Source organism: Martinezella sp. CNPSo 3732, assembly GCF_057784515.1.
The window spans coordinates 586,088-599,381 of the sequence record NZ_JBXSOO010000002.1 but is presented as its reverse complement, the minus strand read 5'-3'; the positions used below and the strand labels follow the sequence as shown (position 1 = coordinate 599,381).

Below are 13,294 nucleotides of genomic sequence, written 5' to 3'. Positions count from 1 at the left end.
TGCTCCATGGCCTCCTTCCGCCCACCGAAAATCACATCCTCCGAGATCACGCCCCGCTCGGTCTATCTGAAGCGTCGCGAGTTCCTGACGGCCGCAGCGGCCGGCGTCGGCATGGCGGCTATCGGAGGCAAGGCGGCGCTGGCCGAGGCGCTGACGGCGACCAAGAGCAATTATACGGTCAATGAGAAGCTGACGCCGATCAAGGACGTCACCACCTACAATAATTTCTACGAATTCGGCCTCGACAAGGCTGATCCGGCCAGCCTGTCGGGCAAGTTCAAGCCACGTCCCTGGACAATCAAGGTCGACGGCATGGTCAACAAGCCCGGCACGTTCGATGTCGATGCGCTGATCAAGGAGTTTCCGCCCGAAGAGCGGGTCTATCGCATGCGCTGCGTCGAAGCCTGGTCGATGGTCATTCCATGGGATGGTTTCCAGCTCTCTGCCCTGCTCGACAAGGTGGAGCCGCAGGGCAGCGCCAAATATGTTGCCTTCGAGACCGTGGTGCGGCCGGAAGAAATGCCAGGGCAGTCGGGCCTGCTGCAATCGCTGAACTGGCCCTATGTCGAGGGCCTGCGCCTGGATGAGGCGCGCAATCCGCTGACGCTGCTTGCCGTCGGCCTTTATGGTGAAACCCTCCCGAACCAGAACGGCGCGCCGATCCGGCTCGTCGTGCCGTGGAAATATGGCTTCAAGGGCATCAAGTCGATCGTCCGCATCACGCTCACCGACAAGCAGCCGGTGAATACCTGGCAGGCGACGAACAGCCAGGAATACGGCTTCTATGCCAACGTCAATCCGGCCGTCGATCATCCGCGCTGGAGCCAGGCGACGGAACGGCGTATCGGTGAAGGCGGCTTCTTCGGCTCCAATCGGCATCCCACCCTGCCCTTCAACGGCTATGCCGATCAGGTCGCCAGCCTCTATAGCGGCATGGATCTCAGGGTGAATTTCTGATGGCCCTCTCTTTCGCCCTGCCCAAGCGCTGGCAATCCGCCTCCGTATGGGCGCTCTACGTCGTCGGGCTTTTGCCGGCCGCCTGGGAATTCTATCTCGGGGCGACGGATCAGCTCGGCGCCGACGCAGTGAAGACCTTCGAGCTCTTCCTTGGGCTATGGGCGATCCGCCTCCTGCTTTTGACGCTTGCTGTCACGCCGCTTCGTGATCTCTTCGGCTGGAACTATCTGCGCTATCGCCGCGCGCTCGGCCTGCTTTGCTTCTATTACGCGCTGATGCATCTGACGGTCTATATGGTTCTCGACCAGGCGCTAGACGTGCAGGCCGTCGTTGACGATGTCCTGAAGCGACCCTTCATCATGTTCGGCATGGCGGGGCTCGTCATGCTGCTGGCGCTGGCTGTGACCTCGAACAATTTCTCGATCAAACGGCTCGGCAAGAAATGGATCTGGCTACATCGCCTCGTCTATATCATCGCCGCCTGCGGTGCTCTGCACTTTGCGCTATCGACCAAGGTGCTGTCGGTGGAGCAGTTCATCTATATCGGCTTGCTGATCGCGATGATCCTCTACAGATCCTACCGGCCGATCATGATGGAAAGACGCCGAGCGGCGCGTAAACCGGCTGCCGCATCGAGTTCCAGAGCGGCCTGAAGGCGGCCGCCCTGCCTTTAAGCGAAAATCATTCCGCAGCGCTGGCGATTTTTGCCTGGCCCTGCTCCTGCACCTCGACGGTTGCCGTCAGGCCGGCGATCAGCTTCGTGCCATCGGGAACCTTGTCGAGCGCGATGCGCACCGGCACGCGCTGCGCCAGTCGCACCCAGCTGAAGGTCGGAGTGATGTTGGCAAGCAGGCTGCCGGAGGTTCGCTCGCGGTCCTCGATGCCATAGGCGATGCTCTCGACATGGCCGGTCAGCTTCTCGGCCTGGCCCATCAGGTGGATATAGACCTCATCGCCGATCTGGATACGCGGCAGCTTGGTTTCCTCGAAATAGCCTTCGACGCGCAGGGAATCGCTATCTATCAGCGCCACCTTGGCGGTGCCGGCAGAGACATAATCACCCGGACGCAGGCTGAGGTTCGAGATCGTGCCGTTGACGGTGGCGCGGACCTCGGAGCGGTCGAGATTGAGCTGGGCGAGTTCGCGATTGGCTATCGCCTGACGAACGGCGGCTTCATCCTGCTGCACGGTGGTCAGCGCCTGCTCCTTCTGCTGCAGGGAGGCGGCATCGCCGAGGCGCGCCTGCCGCGCGCTTTCACGCTGAGCCTGCTCAAGAGCTGCCTTGCTGCTGGCAAGCGCTGCATCCGCCTGTTCGAGAGCGATGGCGAATCGATCGCGATCGACGCGGAAGAGGACATCGCCCTTCTTGACGGCCTGATTGTCCTTGACGAGGACCTCGCTCACCAGGCCGGAGACGTCAGGCGCGATGCCGACGACATCGGCCCTGAGGCGCGCATCGCGCGTCCACGGTTCATCCATGTAATGGCCCCAGAGGTGACGGCCGACATAGACGGCGGCAACAACGAAAATGAGTGTAACGGCCACACGGCCGATGAGTTTTAACGCGTTCATGTGAAGTACCAACGAGAGACTGAGGAGACGGCGCCGAGCAGCAGGACGTAAAGCGCGAGATCGAAGAGACCGCGATGCCAGACCAGAGTGTAGACGCCGATCCATGCGAGCAGGCGTCGAAGGATGATGACGACAAACAGCGTCAGGAGCATGAGGACGAGAAGGCGCGGGATATAGACGCCATAAAGATCGAATTCTGCGGGCATGTTATTACTCGGCGGCAATGGGAAGAGGTTGGGTTGTATCGGATAGCGGTGGCCGCCAGCTCGCCGGCGGCTCGGCATGCGGGAAGAGCGCCCGGCGAAGACCGACGAGCGCATCAAGGCTCGCCCGAGCGGAATCTCGCTTTTCCTGCGCGACAGCTTCGAGGCTATGGTCGATCGACACGCGCAGTTCGTCGGCCGGATCCACGGCCCGTTTTGCCTTCAGCCGCGAACGATAGAAATCCGACACGCCGATCAGCACTTCGCTGACCGAGGCAGCGGCAGCCGGTTTCAGTTGGCCACGCTCTTTTTGAAGCATCAACACGTTGAAGCCGAGACGGACATCTGCATAACCGTCGACCTTTTTCAGTTCGCGGTCTTCGATGCCTGCAAGGCGGGGCACGAGCTGGCCCAGGCGATCGAGGATGCGGCCTGAGAGGCGTTCATGATCGGCGCGGCGGATACCGGCGGCAGTTTCGGCCAGATCTCTCCAGCCGGCCCGGACCAACCGCCAGGCGGCAAGCTCGGAACCAAATGGGCGGGTGAGCAAAGTCCAGACCAAGGCGAAGCCAACACCGGCCAGAGCGGCGATCGCACTGTTGGTGAAGCTGGCGAAATCGGCGGTGTACCGATCCTGCAGCGCGATGAAACTTGCGCCGTTCACCGCCAGCAGCATGCCGAGCATGTTGGTTTGCGGGCGGGTAATCAGCAGCCCCATCACCAGGAAGGGCGGCGCAAAGACCAACACCAGCATCTCGAAGCCGGAAATCGACGGCAACACGCCGAAGATATAGACGCAGGCAATGACCAGGCTCACCGCAGTCCAGATGAACATGGTGGTGATGAAGGGTGCGGGACGATCGAGCGCGGCGAAAAACGAGCAGGCAACGGCCACCATGGCGATGAAGCCGGCGCCATCCGCCCAGCCGGAATAGATCCAGAAGAAGCAGGCGACGGCAATTCCGGCGATGACGCTACCGGCCGAGAAGGCAAGCAGGGCATAATCATAGTGTCTGCTGCGGCCGACGACATTGCGGTAACGGAAGGCGGGGCGCCAGGTGCCCACCTGCTGCCCCGAAACGATCTGAGCGCGCAGCGTCAGGCAGTCCTGCCACAAGTCGACAATTTCCTTGAGGCGAGCCAGAGCGCTCGACCGAACGAGATCGTCCCAACCGATATCGAGGTCGTTCTCTTGCAACTCCTCGATCTTCTTCGACAAGGTCTCGGCGGTCTCATCGGCCTTGCCGCGACCACCCTGCACTAGCCAGTCGGCCACCTCGTTCAAAACAACGACCAGCTCCTGCGGTAGTGGCTTGCCACCGGCCTTCAAGGCATGCAGGCGATCGGCAAGTGAGGAGAAGAGCGGCAGCAGCATCAGCAAGCGGCCGCGCAGCTCGCGCGAATGCCTGACGATGTCACGGCTGCCGGCATCATAGCGCAACTGGCTGATGACGAGATCCAGGCCGGAAACGTCGGCGGCGAGCTTCTGCCGTTTAAGGGGAGTTGCGGGCGAGGCGCCCTCGCCGCGCAGGATCTCGTCGGCCCAGGTGCCGGCATCATCCAGCCAGGAACCTATGCGCTGGCCGAGGACAGTACCGACGCTGCTCGGAAAGACGACGGCGCTAACCACGCTCGCGCAGACGATGCCGATAATAATCTCCTCGGAGCGGGCAAGCGCCACATCGAAAATGGTTTCGGGCGAGCCGACGGTCGGCAGCGCGATCAGCGGCAACGTATAGCCGGCCAGCATGAAGACATAGCTGCGCGAGGTGCGATCGAGCATCGAGATGAACAGCAAGGTGCCGGTCCACAGCGCGACAACGATCGAAAGCAGTTCCGGCGCGTTGACGAAGAGCGGGATGAGGATAACCGATGCGGTGGCACCGATAAGCGTGCCGAGAGCGCGGTAAAGCCCCTTGGAGCTGGTTGCGCCGGCAAGAGGATTGGCGACCACATAAACGGCGGCCATCGCCCAATACGGACGCGGCAGATCGAGCGACAAGGCGATGAACAGCGCCATGATCGCAGCAATGAAGGCTTTGACGGAAAACAACCACTCGCGCCAGGATGGAATGCTCATGAGACCTTCTCCGGCTCCGGTTCGACGGCCTTGGATGCCTCAAACTCCTCGAAAGCCTTCAGGACGCGAACCGCAGCTTCGATATCGGCAGGGTCGACATTGGCCAGGATCTTGCCACGCAACTCATCAAGCACGTCTTCCATACGGGACGCGAGCTTTTCGCCCTCGGGCGTCAGCCACAGGCCTTTCGCACGCCGATCCGTCGGATCATCCTTGCGGATGACAAGATCCATGCTTTCGAGCTGATCGATCAGCCGAACCAGAGACGGGCCTTCGATGCCGACATAGGTGGCGAGCACCACCTGCCTCACGCCTCCGCCCAAGCGGCCGATCCAAAGCAGCGGCGCGGCCACCGCCTCGGATATACCATGGGAACTCAGCGCGAGATCGACAGCCCGGCGCCATTGGCGGCCGGTGGTCAGTAGATTGGCGGTGAATAGGCGTTGCAGGGCGTTTGACGAGTTCATAAGAACCTATTAGCACTAAACTAATTAGGATTCAAATTATTATGACTAAAAGCGCTATATGAAATGCGAAATGCAGCCATGCGAATATCGGGAGGGGCAGCGGTAACCGACCGGGATCGCAAGCGACCGATGGCCTAGTGAATCACTCAGCGACGATCGAGGGCGCCGAGATAGAAGCTAGGCAAGAACATCAAGCCGAGCGCCTCGTTCCGGACAATGCGCAATCGAGCGCAAATGCCGCGCGATGCCGGCGGCATAGGCGGCGATATTCCAGAGCGAGAACACCCTGCCCAGCAACAGGGCTCCGGCGGTGGTCAATCGAAAAGCATCGAGATCAGGCGTGTGCCAAAGCCTGAAAAACTCTACGGCGACGGCGATGAGCAGCGCCGCCACGGCAATCCTGAAACGCCGCTGTGACACGAAGATTGCCGCCAGGAGCCAATAGACCATCGCTCCCCACAATAATGAGCCGCCATATTTGACGACCGCGAAGGGCAGATTGATCGCATAGCCATAGCCCCGCAACGCAAGACCGCTGGCGATCGTCATCAGCAGCACCACGAACAGCAGCAGTCTCCCGCGCGTCAATTTTCGCTGCATATCCCACGACGCTCCCTGTCCCTGATGAGCCCGAGTCGACTGCGACTCAGCAAGGCTACTTGCGATACTCCAAAGCATTCAGGGAGATTGAAAGACCCCGCCCACAGCACAAACGACAAAAGGCCGGATGATCGCTCATCCGGCCTTCAATATTTAATCCAAAGCTTAGCCTTAAGCGGCTGCGGCTTCTTCTTCAGCGGCAACGCGAGCCTTGTCAGCCGCGCCCTTGGCATTGACGTCGCGATCGACGAATTCGACAACTGCGAGAGCGGCATTGTCGCCCTGGCGGAAGCCAGCCTTCATGATGCGCAGGTAGCCGCCGTTGCGGGTGGCGTAGCGGGTTGCGATCGCGTCGAACAGCTTCGAAACGACAGCAGCGTCGCGGATCTGCGAGATGGCCTGACGACGAGCGTGCAGGTCGCCGCGCTTGCCGAGCGTTACCAGCTTCTCGACGATCGGGCGAATTTCCTTCGCCTTCGGAAGCGTGGTGACGATCTGCTCATGGGTGATGAGCGAAGCCGCCATGTTGGCGAACATCGCCTTACGGTGGCTAGCGGTTCTATTCAGCTTGCGGCCGGCTTTACCGTGGCGCATTGCTATTCTCCTTCACTTACAGGCATCGTTCGCCTGCCGTTTGAAACGTTAGTATTGGTCTTCGTAGCGCTTGGCGAGATCTTCGATGTTCTCGGGCGGCCATGCCGGCACTTCCATGCCGAGGTGCAGGCCCATGGAAGCGAGAACTTCCTTGATTTCGTTCAGCGACTTGCGACCAAAATTCGGCGTGCGGAGCATTTCTGCTTCGGTCTTCTGAATGAGGTCGCCGATGTAGACGATGTTGTCGTTCTTCAGGCAATTTGCCGAACGAACGGACAGTTCGAGTTCGTCCACCTTCTTGAGGAGCGCCGGGTTGAAAGCGAGTTCGGTAACTGCTTCCTCTTCGGTTTCCTTCTGCGGCTCGTCGAAGTTGACGAACACGCCAAGCTGATCCTGAAGAATGCGGGCTGCGAAAGCGACTGCATCTTCACCGCTGATCGAACCGTCGGTTTCGATCGACATGCTCAGCTTGTCGTAGTCGAGAACCTGTCCTTCGCGGGTATTTTCAACCTTGTAGGACACCTTCTTGACCGGCGAATAGAGGCTGTCGACCGGGATGAGGCCGATCGGAGCATCTTCCGCACGATTGCGCTCGGCAGGCACATAGCCCTTACCGTTATTGACGGTGAATTCCATGCGGATTTCGGCGCCCTCGTCGAGCGTGCAGATGACATGCTCGGGGTTGAGGATTTCGATATCGCCGACCGTCTGGATGTCGCCAGCCGTTACCACGCCTGGGCCCTGCTTGCGGACGACCATGCGCTTGCTGTCATCGCCGTCCATCTTGATGGCGATTTCCTTGATGTTCAGCACGATGTCCGTCACGTCTTCCCGGACACCCGGAATAGAGGAGAACTCATGCAGTACGCCGTCGATCTGCACGGCCGTTACAGCGGCGCCGCGCAGAGAAGACAGCAGAACGCGGCGCAGCGCGTTGCCGAGGGTAAGACCGAAGCCCCGCTCCAGCGGTTCGGCCACGAGCGTTGCCTTGGTACGGCCGCTCGAGGTGAACTCGACCTTGTTGGGCTTGATCAGTTCCTGCCAGTTTTTCTGAATCATGTTTTTGCCTTCCGTTCGTTGCCACCATCCAATCGTGGCAACCGAGCTTGAGTAACACCAAGCCGGGCGCATCTACCCCGGCCGGTGTCGTGAGTGGCGATGATCAGACGCGGCGCTTCTTGCGCGGGCGGCAACCATTGTGCGGGATCGGGGTCACGTCGCGGATGGACGTGATCATGAAACCAGCAGCCTGGAGGGCGCGCAGAGCGGATTCACGACCGGAGCCCGGACCGCAAACTTCAACTTCCAGCGACTTCATGCCGTGTTCCTGAGCCTTCTTGGCGCAGTCTTCGGCAGCGATCTGGGCAGCGAACGGGGTCGACTTGCGCGAACCCTTGAAGCCCTTGGCACCAGCGGACGACCAGGCAATGGCGTTGCCTTGTGCGTCGGTGATGGTGATCATCGTGTTGTTGAAGGTCGAGTTGACGTGTGCGACGCCCGACGTGATATTTTTACGCTCGCGACGACGAACGCGTACGGCTTCCTTGGCCATGTTAGTCCTTTCTTGGATCTCTGCACCGCCGTAATGCCAGCGGCTACACCGAAGCGGCGCCCACGGAGCACCGCTTCAAACTCAAAAGAGGCCGGCGGACCGCCAGCCTCCCAAATCCGGTTGCCCGGAAATTACTTCTTCTTACCGGCGATCGCCTTTGCCGGACCCTTGCGGGTGCGGGCATTGGTGTGCGTGCGCTGGCCGCGAACCGGCAGGCCGCGGCGATGACGCAGACCACGGTAAGAACCAAGGTCCATGAGACGCTTGATGTTCATCGCGGTTTCGCGACGCAGATCACCTTCGACCTGATAGTCACGGTCGATGGTTTCGCGGATCTGCAGAACTTCGGCATCCGTCAACTGGTTGACGCGACGCTCGGCCGGAATACCGACCTTCTCGCAGATTTCCTGAGCAAACTTCGGTCCGATCCCGTGAATGTAACGAAGCGCAATAACTACGCGCTTTGCAGTCGGGATGTTGACGCCAGCGATACGAGCCACGCCTGTTCTCCTTGCATTCCTTTTGCCTTGGCAAAGGTCTTGTTATGCAGCCCGGGAGCTGCTTGTTCAATGTGCGTCCGCCACATGTCAAAACGACCGTACCCGGACTTCCCGTTGGAAATCCGCGCCGATCGCATGGCATGTCGCGAGTTGGCGCGGTGTTTAGCGGAATCAGCGCAAAAAAGCAACCGCTCCGGCAAGTTTATTTTAGGCTATCTAAAGCTTAGCCAGGATAGCCTCTATGCTGTCGGTCACATGCTCGATATCGGCCATGCCGTCGATGCTCTGCAACTTGCCCTTTGCATAGTAGTAACCGATCAGCGGCGAGGTCTCCTTGTAATAGACCTGAAGACGAGTCGCCATGGTTTCGGCATTGTCGTCCGGACGGCGCTTGAAATGTGTCGAACCGCATTTGTCGCAAACGCCTGCCGTTGCCGGAAGCTTGTCCGTATCGTGATAGACGCTGCCACAGTTCGAGCAGGAATAGCGGCCGGAGACGCGGCGAATCAGTTCGGCGTCATCGACCTTGAGCTCGATAACTACGGAGAGCTCGAGGCCCTTCGCATTGAGCATCTTTTCCGTTGCATCCGCCTGAACCAGTGTGCGCGGGAAACCGTCGAGGATGAAACCCCGGGCGCAATCCGGCTGATCAATACGCTCGGAAACGATCGCGTTGACGATCTCATCCGAAACAAGCTTGCCAGCGTCCATGACAGCCTTGGCGCGCTTGCCGACTTCCGTGCCGGCCTGAACCGCCGCGCGCAGCATGTCGCCTGTGGAAAGCTGCGGAATGCCATGCTTTTCCACAATGCGCTGGGCCTGGGTCCCCTTACCTGCTCCCGGCGGCCCTAAAAGTATGAGTCTCATCGCCCCCTCTTTCCTCCACGCAACTTCGATTTCTTGATCAGGCCTTCATATTGCTGTGCGATCAGGTGACCCTGAATCTGCGCCACCGTATCCAGCGTTACGCTAACCACGATCAGAAGCGAAGTGCCACCCAGGGACAAGGGAATACCTGTCTGGGATACGAGAATTTCTGGCAGGATGCAGACGAAGACAAGATAGATCGCGCCGATGACCGTGATGCGGGTCAGCACGTAATCGATATATTCGGCAGTGCGCTCACCCGGACGGATACCCGGAATGAAGCCGCCGTGCTTCTTCAGATTGTCGGCCGTGTCCTTCGGATTGAATACGAGAGCCGTGTAGAAGAAGGCGAAGAAGGCAATCAGAGCGCCGTAAAGCACCATGTAGACCGGCTGGCCGTGGCCGAGTGCCGCAACGATCGAGGTCACCCAGGTCGGCAGCGCCGTGTTGTTACCGAGGCCTGCAACGGTTGCGGGCAGCAGCAGCAGCGACGACGCGAAGATCGCCGGGATGACGCCCGAAGTGTTGAGCTTCAGCGGCAGGTGCGACGTATCGCCCTGGAACATACGCGTACCAACCTGGCGCTTCGGATACTGGATCAGAAGGCGGCGCTGGGCGCGCTCGACGAAGACGATAAGCGCGATGACCAGAATGGCGACGATCAGCACGGCGAGGATAAGGGGCGTGGAAAGCGCACCGGTACGGCCAAGTTCAAGAGTACCAGCAAGAGCGGTCGGAAGACCTGCAGCGATGCCGGCGAAGATGATCAGCGAGATGCCGTTGCCGATACCGCGCGACGTCACCTGCTCACCAAGCCACATCAGGAACATCGTGCCGCCGAGCAGCGTGATGACGGTGGAAATGCGGAAGAACCAGCCAGGATCGACGACGACGCCGTTGCCGTGCTCAAGGCCGATCGCGATGCCATAAGCCTGCAATGCGCCGAGCAGCACCGTGCCGTAGCGGGTGTACTGGTTGATGATCTTGCGGCCCTGCTCGCCTTCCTTCTTCAGGTTTTCGAGCGATGGAACGACCGAGGTCATTAGCTGAACGATGATCGAGGCCGAGATATACGGCATGATGCCGAGCGCGAAGATCGCCATGCGCTGCACGGCGCCGCCCGAGAACATGTTGAAGAGGCCAAGAATGCCGCCCGACTGATTCTGGAAAGCCTGGGCATAAGCAGCAGGATTGAGGCCAGGAAGCGGAATGTGGGTGCCGAGCCGGTAGACGAGGAGAGCACCGAGCGTAAACCATAGGCGCTTCTTGAGATCCTCGGCTTTGGCAAAGGTCGAAAAATTGAGGTTGGACGCCAATTGTTCCGCTGCAGAAGCCATGCAAATCTCCGCATCACCAATTCCGGCATAGTCGGCCGAGCCCGGAATCAGTCTGTAAATTGTTCAAAAGCCGGGCTTCGGACGGATTGCGCTGCAATCGGGCGCCTCACCCTGGGTTCCCGTTATCGATCGGAAAGACACTTGCAGCATCGATCAGATTCGTGAGGCTCACATATGGGAGCAAAATCGCCCGAAGTGAAGTCACTTCGGGCGATTATTGATAATATTATTCTGCGGCAGCAGCGAGCAGCTTGACGGAACCGCCAGCCTTTTCGATCTTCTCGACTGCGGACTTGGAAGCGCCTGCAACTTCAAGAGCAAGCTTCGCCTTCAGTTCGCCGTCCGAGAGAACCCGAACGCCGTCCTTGACGCGGCGAATAACGCCCGCAGCCTTGAGGGCTGCTGCATCAACGGTGTTCTTGGCATCGAGCTTGCCGGCATCGACGGCAGCCTGAATACGTGCCAGCGATACGACAACGTAGTCGGATGCGAAGATGTTGTTGAAGCCGCGCTTCGGCAGACGACGGTAGATGGGCATCTGACCGCCTTCGAAGCCGTTGATCGCAACGCCCGAACGGGACTTCTGACCCTTCACACCACGGCCACCGGTCTTGCCGGAGCCGGAGCCGATGCCGCGGCCGAGGCGCTTGCGGCTGTGGGTCGAGCCTTCGTTATCCTTGATTTCATTCAGTTTCATAGCGAATTACCTCCGGCTCACTTCTCGTCGACAACGCGAACGAGATGCTGGACAGCACGGATCATGCCACGAACAGCCGGAGTATCTTCCAGCGTGCGGCGACGGTGCATCTTGTTCAGTCCGAGACCGATCAGCGTCTTCTGCTGAACATCCGGACGGCGGATCGGGCTGCCAATCTGCTCGACCGTAACGGTCGCCTTAGCTTCAGCCTTCTTGGTCGTCTTGGCCATAGGTCAAACTCCCTTATTCTTCGGAGGCGTTGCCCGAAGCGGCGCGGCGAGCCTGCAGGGTGGCATACTTGATGCCGCGCTGAGCTGCGATGTCCTTCGGGTGAACCTGGTGCTTCAGGGCGTCGAACGTGGCGCGAACCATGTTGTACGGGTTCGACGAACCGGTCGACTTGGCAACGACGTCATGAACGCCGAGCGTTTCGAAAACGGCGCGCATCGGGCCGCCGGCGATGATACCGGTACCGACCTTGGCCGAGCGCAGCAGAACCTTGCCGGCGCCATGACGGCCATGAACGTCGTGATGCAGCGTACGGCCGTCGCGCAGCGGTACGAAGATCAGGTCGCGCTTGGCGCTTTCGGTTGCCTTGCGGATGGCTTCCGGCACTTCGCGAGCCTTGCCATGGCCGAAGCCTACGCGGCCCTTCTGGTCGCCGACGACGACGAGAGCGGCGAAGCCGAAGCGACGGCCACCCTTAACAACCTTGGCGACGCGGTTGATCGCGACCAGCTTGTCGACGAATTCGCTATCGCGCTCTTCACGGCTCTGACGGTCTTCCCGCGGAGCCCTCTTTTCCTGTGCCATTGTCCTCTTCCTTTTTCTTTTCCGGGTGCAATCGGCAAACAAAACGAAGACCGCATGCCTTCCCTCTCGGGAAACCTGCGGTCCGGTGAATATCCGGCCGGCATCCTGGGATCGCCGGCCGGAAATCTGATTAGAAGGTCAAGCCGCCTTCGCGGGCTGCTTCAGCCAAGGCCTTGATACGGCCGTGGTAGATGAAAGCACCGCGATCGAACACGACTTCCTTCACGCCGGCCTTGGAGGCGCGCTCTGCAACGAGCTTGCCAACGAGGGCTGCGGCTGCGGTATCGGCACCGGTCTTCAGAGAACCGCGCAGATCCTTGTCGAGGGTGGAGGCAGCCGCGAGGGTCTTGCCAGCCACGTCATCGATGACCTGGGCGTAGATGTTCTTCGACGAGCGATGAACCGACAGGCGCGGACGGCCATTGGCCACCGACTTGATTTGACGGCGCACGCGGTTGGCGCGACGCGCAAGTGCTTCTTTCCTGCTAGCCATTTCGCGTGATCCTTACTTCTTCTTGCCTTCTTTGCGGATGATCCGCTCTTCGGCATACTTAACACCCTTGCCCTTGTAGGGCTCGGGGCCGCGGTATTCGCGGATTTCAGCGGCAACCTGGCCGACCTGCTGCTTGTTGATGCCGGTGACGACGATTTCCGTCGGCTTCGGCACAGCGATCGAGATACCCTGCGGCGGCTCATAAACCACGTCGTGGCTGAAGCCGAGCGCAAGCTGCAGGTTCTTGCCCTGCATGGAGGCACGGTAGCCGACGCCGTTGATTTCGAGCTTGCGCTCGTAGCCGTCCTTAACACCCTTAAGGATGTTCTCGATCATCGTGCGGGACATGCCCCACTTTGCGCGAGCATCCTTGGAGTCGTTGAGCGGCGTCACGACGATTGCATTGTTTTCCAGCTTGAGACCGATTTCGTCGTTAGCGACGAAAAACAGCTCGCCCTTAGGGCCCTTGGCAGTCACTTTTTGGCCATCAACCGTGGCCGTGATCCCTGCAGGTACCTGAACGGGCTTCTTACCGATACGAGACATTTTTCAAACCTGTCTG

18 protein-coding genes are annotated in these 13,294 nt (G+C 59.9%); 2 read left to right on the top strand and 16 right to left on the bottom strand.

All coding sequences use genetic code 11. The features are described from left to right. Window positions 1–6 precede the first annotated feature (6 nt). Both msrP and msrQ read left to right on the top strand, forming a co-directional pair. Window positions 7–957, top strand: coding sequence for a protein-methionine-sulfoxide reductase catalytic subunit MsrP (msrP, locus tag AC13RM_RS07790; protein ID WP_113233700.1), 951 nt, complete (start codon window positions 7–9; stop codon window positions 955–957). Further along, the gene (gene msrQ, locus AC13RM_RS07785) at window positions 954–1,610 is read left to right on the top strand and encodes a protein-methionine-sulfoxide reductase heme-binding subunit MsrQ (RefSeq protein ID WP_488554826.1); all 657 of its coding nucleotides are present in this window, start codon (window positions 954–956) and stop codon (window positions 1,608–1,610) included. The genes msrP and msrQ overlap by 4 nt, the downstream gene beginning before the upstream one ends. Window positions 1,611–1,638: 28 nt before the next feature. Here the strand turns inward: msrQ and AC13RM_RS07780 are convergent, their stop codons facing one another. The 16 genes from AC13RM_RS07780 to rplF form a co-directional block, all read right to left on the bottom strand. Continuing rightward, window positions 1,639–2,529, bottom strand: coding sequence for an efflux RND transporter periplasmic adaptor subunit (locus AC13RM_RS07780; protein WP_374816956.1), 891 nt, complete (start codon window positions 2,527–2,529; stop codon window positions 1,639–1,641). Continuing rightward, the gene (locus tag AC13RM_RS07775) at window positions 2,526–2,735 is read right to left on the bottom strand and encodes a DUF1656 domain-containing protein (protein WP_015339618.1); all 210 of its coding nucleotides are present in this window, start codon (window positions 2,733–2,735) and stop codon (window positions 2,526–2,528) included. The genes AC13RM_RS07780 and AC13RM_RS07775 overlap by 4 nt, the downstream gene beginning before the upstream one ends. A gap of 4 nt (window positions 2,736–2,739) precedes the next feature. Further along, window positions 2,740–4,812 carry an FUSC family protein gene (locus AC13RM_RS07770; protein ID WP_374816955.1) on the bottom strand — a complete coding sequence of 691 codons (2,073 nt, stop codon included), beginning with the start codon at window positions 4,810–4,812 and terminating at the stop codon, window positions 2,740–2,742. After that, window positions 4,809–5,279: a MarR family winged helix-turn-helix transcriptional regulator gene (locus AC13RM_RS07765; protein ID WP_374816954.1), complete on the bottom strand. Its 471-nt coding sequence runs from the start codon at window positions 5,277–5,279 to the stop codon at window positions 4,809–4,811. The genes AC13RM_RS07770 and AC13RM_RS07765 overlap by 4 nt, the downstream gene beginning before the upstream one ends. Before the next feature lie 177 nt (window positions 5,280–5,456). Further along, window positions 5,457–5,879, bottom strand: coding sequence for a ribosomal maturation YjgA family protein (locus tag AC13RM_RS07760; protein WP_374816953.1), 423 nt, complete (start codon window positions 5,877–5,879; stop codon window positions 5,457–5,459). Window positions 5,880–6,050: 171 nt separating this feature from the next. Beyond that, complete coding sequence (gene rplQ, locus AC13RM_RS07755; RefSeq protein ID WP_015339614.1) at window positions 6,051–6,473, bottom strand: 50S ribosomal protein L17; 423 nt, start codon at window positions 6,471–6,473, stop codon at window positions 6,051–6,053. A gap of 48 nt (window positions 6,474–6,521) precedes the next feature. After that, window positions 6,522–7,532 (bottom strand): DNA-directed RNA polymerase subunit alpha, encoded by a 1,011-nt coding sequence (locus AC13RM_RS07750; protein WP_037152076.1) that lies wholly within the window; start codon window positions 7,530–7,532, stop codon window positions 6,522–6,524. Between the two features lie 103 nt (window positions 7,533–7,635). Beyond that, entirely contained in the window at window positions 7,636–8,025 is a 390-nt protein-coding gene (gene rpsK / locus AC13RM_RS07745; RefSeq protein WP_004118426.1) for a 30S ribosomal protein S11, read from the bottom strand. Window positions 8,026–8,156: 131 nt separating this feature from the next. Then, window positions 8,157–8,525 carry a 30S ribosomal protein S13 gene (gene rpsM, locus AC13RM_RS07740; protein ID WP_004118424.1) on the bottom strand — a complete coding sequence of 123 codons (369 nt, stop codon included), beginning with the start codon at window positions 8,523–8,525 and terminating at the stop codon, window positions 8,157–8,159. A gap of 216 nt (window positions 8,526–8,741) precedes the next feature. Next, a complete protein-coding gene (locus AC13RM_RS07735) occupies window positions 8,742–9,392 on the bottom strand; it encodes an adenylate kinase (RefSeq protein ID WP_113233695.1) in 651 nt (216 codons plus the stop codon). Next, a complete protein-coding gene (gene secY / locus AC13RM_RS07730) occupies window positions 9,389–10,729 on the bottom strand; it encodes a preprotein translocase subunit SecY (protein WP_015339610.1) in 1,341 nt (446 codons plus the stop codon). Before secY ends, AC13RM_RS07735 begins: the two co-directional genes overlap by 4 nt. Before the next feature lie 226 nt (window positions 10,730–10,955). Next, window positions 10,956–11,426: a 50S ribosomal protein L15 gene (rplO, locus tag AC13RM_RS07725; protein ID WP_095434669.1), complete on the bottom strand. Its 471-nt coding sequence runs from the start codon at window positions 11,424–11,426 to the stop codon at window positions 10,956–10,958. Window positions 11,427–11,443: 17 nt separating this feature from the next. After that, window positions 11,444–11,656, bottom strand: coding sequence for a 50S ribosomal protein L30 (rpmD, locus tag AC13RM_RS07720; RefSeq protein WP_007690786.1), 213 nt, complete (start codon window positions 11,654–11,656; stop codon window positions 11,444–11,446). Window positions 11,657–11,669: 13 nt separating this feature from the next. Next, window positions 11,670–12,239, bottom strand: a complete 570-nt coding sequence (gene rpsE, locus AC13RM_RS07715; protein WP_092715848.1) for a 30S ribosomal protein S5 — start codon at window positions 12,237–12,239, stop codon at window positions 11,670–11,672. 130 nt (window positions 12,240–12,369) lie between these two features. Then, window positions 12,370–12,732, bottom strand: a complete 363-nt coding sequence (rplR, locus tag AC13RM_RS07710) for a 50S ribosomal protein L18 (protein WP_004118412.1) — start codon at window positions 12,730–12,732, stop codon at window positions 12,370–12,372. A 12-nt stretch (window positions 12,733–12,744) separates the two neighbouring features. After that, the gene (gene rplF / locus AC13RM_RS07705; RefSeq protein WP_015339608.1) at window positions 12,745–13,278 is read right to left on the bottom strand and encodes a 50S ribosomal protein L6; all 534 of its coding nucleotides are present in this window, start codon (window positions 13,276–13,278) and stop codon (window positions 12,745–12,747) included. Window positions 13,279–13,294: the final 16 nt, after the last annotated feature.

Bases quoted from the DNA above. Each gene is read 5' to 3' on its own strand.
- secY (WP_015339610.1), bottom strand. From the start codon at position 10,729: ATGGCTTCTGCAGCGGAACAATTGGCGTCCAACCTCAATTTTTCGACC.
- AC13RM_RS07775 (WP_015339618.1), bottom strand. From the start codon at position 2,735: ATGCCCGCAGAATTCGATCTTTATGGCGTCTATATCCCGCGCCTTCTC.
- rplO (WP_095434669.1), bottom strand. From the start codon at position 11,426: ATGAAACTGAATGAAATCAAGGATAACGAAGGCTCGACCCACAGCCGC.
- rplR (WP_004118412.1), bottom strand. From the start codon at position 12,732: ATGGCTAGCAGGAAAGAAGCACTTGCGCGTCGCGCCAACCGCGTGCGC.
- rpsK (WP_004118426.1), bottom strand. From the start codon at position 8,025: ATGGCCAAGGAAGCCGTACGCGTTCGTCGTCGCGAGCGTAAAAATATC.
- AC13RM_RS07750 (WP_037152076.1), bottom strand. From the start codon at position 7,532: ATGATTCAGAAAAACTGGCAGGAACTGATCAAGCCCAACAAGGTCGAG.
- AC13RM_RS07770 (WP_374816955.1), bottom strand. From the start codon at position 4,812: ATGAGCATTCCATCCTGGCGCGAGTGGTTGTTTTCCGTCAAAGCCTTC.
- rpsE (WP_092715848.1), bottom strand. From the start codon at position 12,239: ATGGCACAGGAAAAGAGGGCTCCGCGGGAAGACCGTCAGAGCCGTGAA.
- rplF (WP_015339608.1), bottom strand. From the start codon at position 13,278: ATGTCTCGTATCGGTAAGAAGCCCGTTCAGGTACCTGCAGGGATCACG.
- msrP (WP_113233700.1), top strand. From the start codon at position 7: ATGGCCTCCTTCCGCCCACCGAAAATCACATCCTCCGAGATCACGCCC.
- rplQ (WP_015339614.1), bottom strand. From the start codon at position 6,473: ATGCGCCACGGTAAAGCCGGCCGCAAGCTGAATAGAACCGCTAGCCAC.
- AC13RM_RS07760 (WP_374816953.1), bottom strand. From the start codon at position 5,879: ATGCAGCGAAAATTGACGCGCGGGAGACTGCTGCTGTTCGTGGTGCTG.
- AC13RM_RS07735 (WP_113233695.1), bottom strand. From the start codon at position 9,392: ATGAGACTCATACTTTTAGGGCCGCCGGGAGCAGGTAAGGGGACCCAG.
- AC13RM_RS07780 (WP_374816956.1), bottom strand. From the start codon at position 2,529: ATGAACGCGTTAAAACTCATCGGCCGTGTGGCCGTTACACTCATTTTC.
- AC13RM_RS07765 (WP_374816954.1), bottom strand. From the start codon at position 5,279: ATGAACTCGTCAAACGCCCTGCAACGCCTATTCACCGCCAATCTACTG.
- rpmD (WP_007690786.1), bottom strand. From the start codon at position 11,656: ATGGCCAAGACGACCAAGAAGGCTGAAGCTAAGGCGACCGTTACGGTC.